This is a genomic window from Streptomyces sp. McG3 (assembly GCF_018619185.1).
GTDB lineage: Bacteria > Actinomycetota > Actinomycetes > Streptomycetales > Streptomycetaceae > Streptomyces.
Window position 1 is genome coordinate 1 of sequence record NZ_JAAXYC010000357.1, and the last position, 7,465, is coordinate 7,465.

At 70.3% G+C, this 7,465-nt stretch carries 7 protein-coding genes; 3 read left to right on the plus strand and 4 right to left on the minus strand.

All coding sequences use genetic code 11. The features are described from left to right. The 3 genes from HET64_RS34015 to HET64_RS34025 form a co-directional block, all read right to left on the minus strand. The coding region (locus tag HET64_RS34015; protein ID WP_285801932.1) for a 2'-5' RNA ligase family protein at positions 1-258 on the minus strand (258 nt) is incomplete at its 3' end. Positions 259-403: 145 nt separating this feature from the next. Further along, positions 404-1,738 carry an MFS transporter gene (locus HET64_RS34020; protein WP_215111111.1) on the minus strand — a complete coding sequence of 445 codons (1,335 nt, stop codon included), beginning with the start codon at positions 1,736-1,738 and terminating at the stop codon, positions 404-406. A 135-nt stretch (positions 1,739-1,873) separates the two neighbouring features. Next, positions 1,874-2,314, minus strand: a complete 441-nt coding sequence (locus HET64_RS34025; RefSeq protein ID WP_007452526.1) for a MarR family winged helix-turn-helix transcriptional regulator — start codon at positions 2,312-2,314, stop codon at positions 1,874-1,876. Between the two features lie 134 nt (positions 2,315-2,448). Between HET64_RS34025 and HET64_RS34030 the strand changes: the two genes are divergently transcribed. Continuing rightward, positions 2,449-2,658, plus strand: coding sequence for a hypothetical protein (locus HET64_RS34030; RefSeq protein ID WP_097871014.1), 210 nt, complete (start codon positions 2,449-2,451; stop codon positions 2,656-2,658). Positions 2,659-2,733: 75 nt separating this feature from the next. Here HET64_RS34030 and HET64_RS34035 read toward each other — a convergent pair whose 3' ends face one another. Further along, the gene (locus HET64_RS34035; protein WP_215111112.1) at positions 2,734-4,188 is read right to left on the minus strand and encodes an NCS2 family permease; all 1,455 of its coding nucleotides are present in this window, start codon (positions 4,186-4,188) and stop codon (positions 2,734-2,736) included. Between the two features lie 211 nt (positions 4,189-4,399). Between HET64_RS34035 and HET64_RS34040 the strand changes: the two genes are divergently transcribed. Next, positions 4,400-4,732, plus strand: coding sequence for a DUF2530 domain-containing protein (locus HET64_RS34040; RefSeq protein ID WP_215111113.1), 333 nt, complete (start codon positions 4,400-4,402; stop codon positions 4,730-4,732). 203 nt (positions 4,733-4,935) lie between these two features. Further along, positions 4,936-7,455 (plus strand): HAD-IC family P-type ATPase, encoded by a 2,520-nt coding sequence (locus HET64_RS34045; protein WP_215111114.1) that lies wholly within the window; start codon positions 4,936-4,938, stop codon positions 7,453-7,455. Positions 7,456-7,465 lie beyond the last annotated feature (10 nt).

A 7,465-nucleotide genomic window follows, 5' to 3' on the forward strand; every position in this document is an offset into this window, starting at 1 on the left:
GAACGGAAAGGGCTCGGTGCGGTGCGCGGCCCGCTCCAGGCGCGCGTACAGCTCCGGCAGGACGTCCTCCGGCACCTCGCCGTAGAACGCCAGCGTGTAGTGCCAGCCCTCGGGCCTCGTCCAGCGCAGGTCCCCCGCGCCGGGCAGCGCGTGGAGCGGTGCCACCGCCGTACGGAGTCCGGCGACGGCACCGGCGGGCGGCAGGACGGCGGCGAAGAGGCGCTGGGTGGGCGGACGGCCGGAGCTGTGGCTGCTCATGCGCGCGAGTCTCGCAGGTACGGGCGTGTCCGGGGCTCCGGGCCTGTCGTTCGAACGCGCCGCACACCGCCCCCGCCGCACGGAGAACGCCCTCCCCCGGTCGCTCCGGGAGGAGGGCGTTTCCCCGTACTGCGTATCGCGCGCTCTACGCCGCCGTCGCCAGCTGCTCGCGCGGGACGAAGCGGACGTGCGGGCGGCCAGGGCGGAGGTCGACCTTCAGGCGGAGGCCGCCGACCCGGGCGAGGGCGAAGCCGACGCCCAGGGCGGCGATCACCGAGATCGCGCCGCCGGCCGCGAAGCCGGTGCGGGGGCCGTACGTGTCGCTGATCCAGCCGACGATCGGGGCGCCCACCGGCGTACCCCCGGCGAAGACCATCATGTACAGGCTCATCACCCGGCCCCGCATCTCCGGGTCGGCGGCCATCTGGACGCTCGTGTTCGCGGTGATGTTCGTGGTCAGGCCGAGCATGCCGATCGGGACCAGCAGGATCGAGAACAGCCAGACCGACGGGGACAGCGAGGCGGCGATCTCCAGCAGCCCGAACGCCGTGCCCGCCGCCACCAGCATCCGCAGCCGCGTGGAGCGGCGGCGGGCCGAGAGCAGCGCGCCGACCAGCGAACCGGCCGCCATCAGGATGTTGAAGAAGGAGTACATGCCCGCGCCGCCGTCGAAGACCTCGTCGGCGTAGGCGGTCAGCCAGATCGGGAAGTTGAAGCCGAACGTGCCGACGAAGCCGACCAGGACGATCGGCCAGATCAGCTCGGGGCGGCCCTTCACGTAGCGCAGGCCCTCGCGGAGCTGCCCCTTGGCGCGGGGCACGGTCACCGAGGCGTGCATCTCGTTGGTCCGCATCATCAGCAGGCCGACGAGCGGGGCCAGGAAGGAGAGGCCGTTGAGCAGGAAGGCCCAGCCACTGCCGACGGTGGTGATGAGGACGCCCGCGACGGCGGGGCCGATGAGCCGGGCGGACTGGAAGTTCGCCGAGTTCAGGCTGACCGCGTTGCGCAGTTGCGCGGGGCCGACCATCTCGGAGACGAACGACTGACGGGCCGGGTTGTCGACGACGGTCACCATGCCGAGGAGGAAGGCGACCAGGTAGACGTGCCAGACCTCCACGACCCCGGAGAGGGTCAGGACGGCCAGCGCGATGCCGCACAGGCCGAGCATGGCCTGGCTGACGAGCAGGATCTGCCGCTTCGGGAGACGGTCGGCTATGACGCCGCCGTACAGGCCGAAGAGGAGCATCGGGAGGAACTGCAGGGCCGTCGTGATGCCCACGGCGGTCGCGGAACCCGTCAGGCTCAGCACGAGCCAGTCCTGCGTGATGCGGGACATCCAGGTACCGGTGTTGGAGATCACGGCGCCCGTGGCGAACAGGCGGTAGTTACGGATCTTCAGCGACGAGAAGGTCCCGCCGGTCTTGCTCTCGTGGGTGGAAGTCGGTGCGGGGGCGGAGTCTGCTCCGGATCCCGTACTCAAAAGGGTTCGCCTCCTCGGGCGTCTGCGGCGTTCGGTCCGACGAGGACGTGACGACGGGCGCTCCGGCGGTGATCCGGGACGGACCGGCTGGTACTTCCGGTCCGGCGGCGGATCATCGTCGGCGCGCCCGCGGGGTCACAGGTGGGCGAGCTTCTCCAACACGGGCGCGGCGGCCCGAAGCGTCTCCCACTCGTCCTCGTCCAGGCCCTCGGCGAGGTGGGACAGCCAGGCGTTCCGCTTGGTGCGGCTCTCCGCGAGCATGGCCTCGGCCTGCTCGGTCTGGCTGACCCTCTTCTGCCGACGGTCATCGGGGTGCGGTTCCAGCCTGACCAGCCCCTTCGCCTCCAGCAGCGCGACGATGCGGGTCATCGACGGGGGCTGCACGTGCTCCTTGCGGGCCAGCTCACCGGGGGTGGCCGAGCCGCAACGGGCAAGGGTGCCGAGCACCGACATCTCGGTGGGGCTCAGCGACTCGTCGACACGCTGGTGCTTCAGTCGACGGCCCAGCAGCATCACGGCGGAGCGGAGGGAGCTCACGGCGGCGGCACTGTCGCCGTCGTGGATCAGGTCAGGCATGTTTGTTAGCGTAACTCATTACCCAACCTAAATACCACCTGGTGGTACACGCGCGAGAAACCGATCACCCGAACGAGTGAGTTAGAAGCGGAAAGTAACGCAAAGAGCGCTCCCGGGCGGCGACCCTGCTGGGCATGGGATCGACAGTGCTCAGCCTGCGGATAGACGGTGAGCTGCTCGACCGGCTCCGGCAGCACGCCGCGAAACGCGGCATGAGCGTCCAGGACTATGTGGTCCGGACGCTCATGCGCGACGACTTCGACGAACGCTTCAAGGCGGCCGTCGACGAGACGGAGAAGTTCTACGGCGACGCCCGAGGGAGCGTGACGCCACCCATCACGTGAGGCCGGGCAGCGGCATCACGGAAGGAGAGACCGACTCCGTGAGGCCGAGCGCCGGCATCACGGAGGAGAGACCGATCACGTGAGGCCGAGCGCCGGCATCGCGTAGTAGAAGACGAACACCGCCGAGACCACGTACATGGCCACCGGCACCTCGCGGCCGCGCCCGGCCGCCAGGCGCAGCACGGAGAAGGCGACGAAGCCGATGCCGATGCCGTTGGTGATCGAGTACGTGAACGGCATCATCACCATCGCGAGGAACGCCGGGACCGCGAGCGTGTAGTCGCTCCAGTCGATGTCCCGCACCGAGCCCGCGATGATCAGGAAGCCGACCGCCAGCAGGGCGGGAGTGGCCGCCTGCGACGGGACCATGGTCGCCAGCGGTGTGAGGAACAGCGCCACCGAGAAGAGCAGACCGGTCACCACGCTCGCCAGTCCGGTGCGGGCGCCTTCGCCGACGCCCGCCGTGGACTCCACGAAGCACGTGGTGGCGGAGGAGGAGCTGCCGCCGCCCGCGGCGACCGCGATGCCGTCCACGAAAAGCACCTTGTTGATGCCGGGGAAGTTGCCTTCCTGGTCTATCAGCTTCGCCTCGTCGCCGACGCCCAGAATGGTGCCCATCGCGTCGAAGAAGCAGGACAGCAGCACGGTGAAGACGAACAGGACGCCGGTCAGGACGCCGACCTTCTCGAAGCCGCCGAACAGGCTGACCTCGCCGAGCAGCCCGAAGTCCGGCGCCGAGACCGGGTTGCCCGGCCACGCGGGCGTCGTCAGACCCCACGCCCCGTCGGGCAGGCCGGCCACCGCGTCGATGACCAGGGCGAGAGCCGTCATCGCGACGATCGAGATCAGGATCGCCCCGGGCACCTTGCGCACGATCAGCGCGAGCGTGAGCAGCGCGCCGAGGACGAAGACCAGCACCGGCCAGCCGTCGAGGTGGCCGCTGCCGCCGAGCTGGAGCGGCACGGTGGTGTGGGCGGCGTCGGGGATGCGCGAGACGAAGCCCGAGTCGACGAGGCCGATCAGGAGGATGAAGAGGCCGATACCGATCGCGATACCCTTGCGGAGCGACTTCGGCACGGCGTTCATCACGCGTTCCCGCAGCCCGGTGGCGACCAGCAGCATCACCACGATGCCCGCGAGGACGACCATGCCCATCGCGTCCGGCCAGCTCATCCGGGGAGCGAGCTGGAGCGCGACGACCGTGTTGACGCCGAGACCGGCGGCGAGCGCGATCGGTACGTTGCCGATGACGCCCATCAGCAAAGTGGAGAACGCGGCGGACAGCACGGTGGCGGTGACCAGCTGACCGTTGTCGAGCTGGTTGCCGTACATGTCCTTCGCGCTGCCCAGGATGATCGGGTTGAGCACGATGATGTACGCCATCGCGAAGAACGTGGCGAACCCGCCGCGGAACTCGCGGGCGACGGTCGACCCCCGCTCGGAGATCTTGAAGAACCGGTCCAGGCTGCCCTGGGACTGCGGGGTCGCGGGGGGCGGGGAGTCGACCGGAGCGGTGGCCGAGGGGGGCATGGGTGACCTCAGTCGTACGTAGAGGGGGTGGGTGCGATGGGACAAAAGGTGATCGAAATTGGATGTTCAGACGAACGAATCGAGCCAACCCAAAGCAGATTCAGTATGAATACATCAAGCGAAGATCGCTATCTCCGCGCGTAGACCCGCGTGGCCCCTTGGGCCGACCGGGCCGTACGCCCCCGATCGGGTGGCCCCATACACTGAACTCATGGAGAAGTGGACACCGAAGCACGAGGCGCCCGAACCCCTGGAGGGCCCCGTCGTCGCCACCGTCGTCGGCGGCACGATCCTCTGGTTCGTCCTCTTCCTCGCCCAGCTCCCCTTCTACGGCTGGTTCGCCGACCGCGGCCACACCTGGTGGGTGTGGACCCCGCTGGCCGGGGCCGGACTCGGCCTGATCGGCATCTGGTACGTCCGGGGGCGCGACGCCGCCCTCAAGCGACACGCGGCCAGGGTCGAGGCCAAGGACGCGGCAGGGGCCGCGGCGACGGACAGCGCGCTCGGCGGCGACCCGGCGGGCCGCGCCGACCGGACCGCCTGACGGGAACCCGTGACCGGACCGTCCGGCCTGACCGGACCGTCCGACCTGACCGGTCCGTGTGACGGCAACGACGCGACCGGACCGTCCGACCGGGTCACCCTCGCTCCCGTCCGTACGACCACGGGACCGTCTTCGTCCTCCCCTGGTCGGATCTTCGACCCTCCGGTGGGTGATTCGGCGCGCACGCCCGTACCGTCGGAACCATGACGCAGCGGGCACTCGATTCCTCCGGGGAGCAGACCCCCGGGACCTCCCGGCCGGCCATGATCGACGCGGGGGCGGAACTCGACCCCGTGCACCCCATGGAGCCACCGCCGGCCCGTCGGCCGGACGGGCTGAGCACCGCCGAAGTCGCCGAACGGGTCGCGCGCGGCGAGGTCAACGACGTACCCGTACGTTCTTCGCGCTCGGTCACCGAGATCGTCCGGGCCAACGTCCTCACCAGGTTCAACCTGATCATCGGCGTGCTCTGGGTGGTCATGCTGTTCGTCGCACCGATCCAGGACAGCCTCTTCGGCTTCGTGATCGTCGCCAACACCGGCATCGGCATCATCCAGGAGTGGCGGGCCAAGAAGACCCTGGACAGCCTCGCGGTGATCGGTGAGGCGAAGCCGACCGTTCGGCGCGACGGGGTCGCCGCCGAGATCTCCACCTCCGAGATCGTCCTCGGCGACCTGATCGAGCTCGGCCCCGGGGACAAGGTGGTCGTGGACGGCACGGTCGCCGAGGCCGACAGCCTGGAGATCGACGAGTCGCTCCTCACCGGGGAGGCCGACCCGGTGATCAAGCAGGCCGGCGACCCGGTGATGTCCGGCAGCTTCGTCGTCGCGGGCGGCGGCGCGTTCACCGCGACCAAGGTGGGCCGCGAGGCGTACGCCGCACAGCTCGCCGAGGAGGCGTCGCGCTTCACGCTCGTCCACTCGGAGTTGCGCAGCGGCATCAGCACGATCCTGAAGTACGTCACCTGGATGATGGTGCCGACCGCGATCGGGCTGATCATCAGCCAGCTGGTCGTGAAGGACAACAACTTCAAGGACTCCGTCGCCCGGACCGTCGGCGGCATCGTCCCGATGATCCCCGAGGGTCTGGTCCTCCTCACCTCCGTCGCCTTCGCCATCGGCGTCGTACGGCTGGGCCGCAAGCAGTGCCTGGTGCAGGAGCTGCCCGCGATCGAGGGCCTCGCCCGGGTCGACGTGGTCTGCCTGGACAAGACGGGGACGCTCACCGAGGGCGGCATGGACGTCACGGAGGTCCGGCCGCTGAACGGGACCGACGAGGCGTACGTGACGCAGGTGCTGCGGGCGTTCGGCTCCTCGGACCCGCGGCCCAACGCCAGCCTCCAGGCCATCATGGACGCGTATCCGGCGGGCGGCGGGGACGCGCGTCCGCCGGCCGGCGGCAACGCGCTCCCGGCGGCCGGCGGCGACGTGGAGAGCTGGACGGTCACCGACGCGATGCCGTTCTCCTCCGCGCGCAAGTACAGCGGCGCGGCGTTCACCGAGACCGACGGAACGGCCTCCGCCTGGCTGCTCGGCGCCCCCGACGTCCTGCTGTCCGAGGGCGACGCGACCCTCACCGAGATCGAGCACCTCAACGAGCAGGGCCTGCGGGTGCTGCTGCTGGCCCGCGCCGAGGGCGAGCTGAGCACGCCCGGCGCGGCGGCCGGAGCCACCCCCACCGCCCTGGTCGTCCTGGAGCAGCGGCTGCGGCCGGACGCGGCCGACACGCTCGCCTACTTCGCCGACCAGAACGTGGCCACCAAGGTCATCTCCGGCGACAACGCGGTCTCGGTCGGCGCGGTCGCCGGGAAGCTGGGCCTCGCGGGCGCCGAGAACACGCTGGACGCCCGCCGGCTGCCCACCGACCCCGACGAGATGGCCACGGCCATGGAGGGGAACGCGGTCTTCGGCCGGGTCACCCCCCAGCAGAAGCGGGACATGGTGGCGGCCCTCCAGTCGCGCGGCCACACGGTCGCGATGACCGGCGACGGGGTCAACGACGTGCTGGCGCTCAAGGACGCGGACATCGGCGTCTCGATGGGCTCGGGCTCGGAGGCGACGCGGGCGGTGGCGCAGATCGTGCTGCTGAACAACAGCTTCGCGACGCTGCCGTCGGTCGTCGCCGAGGGCCGCCGGGTGATCGGCAACATCACCCGCGTCGCGACGCTCTTCCTCACCAAGACGGTCTACTCCGTGCTGCTGGCGATCCTGGTGGTCTGCACCCAGGTGGAGTACCCGTTCCTGCCGAGGCACCTGACGCTGCTGGCCACGCTGACCATCGGCATCCCCGCGTTCTTCCTGGCGCTCGCGCCCAACAAGGAACGGGCCCAGCCCCACTTCGTACGCCGGGTGATGCGGTACGCGATCCCCTCGGGCGTCATCGCGGCGGCGGCCACCTTCACGACGTACCTGGTGGCGCGGCACCACTACAGCGGCGAGGGCGCGCTGGAGGCCGAGACGAGCGCGGCGACGCTGACGCTGTTCCTGGTCGCGATGTGGGTGCTGGCGATCATCGCCCGCCCGTACACCTGGTGGCGGATCGGCCTGGTGGCGGCGATGGGACTCGGCTTCCTGATCGTGCTCGTGGTGCCGTGGCTCCAGGACTTCTTCGCGCTGAAGCTGGTCGGCACGACCATGCCGTGGACGGCGGTCGGCATCGCGGTAGCGGCGGCCGCCCTGCTGGAGTTCACCTGGCGCTGGGTGGGACGGCGCTTCGGGATGTAGGGGGGGGCGG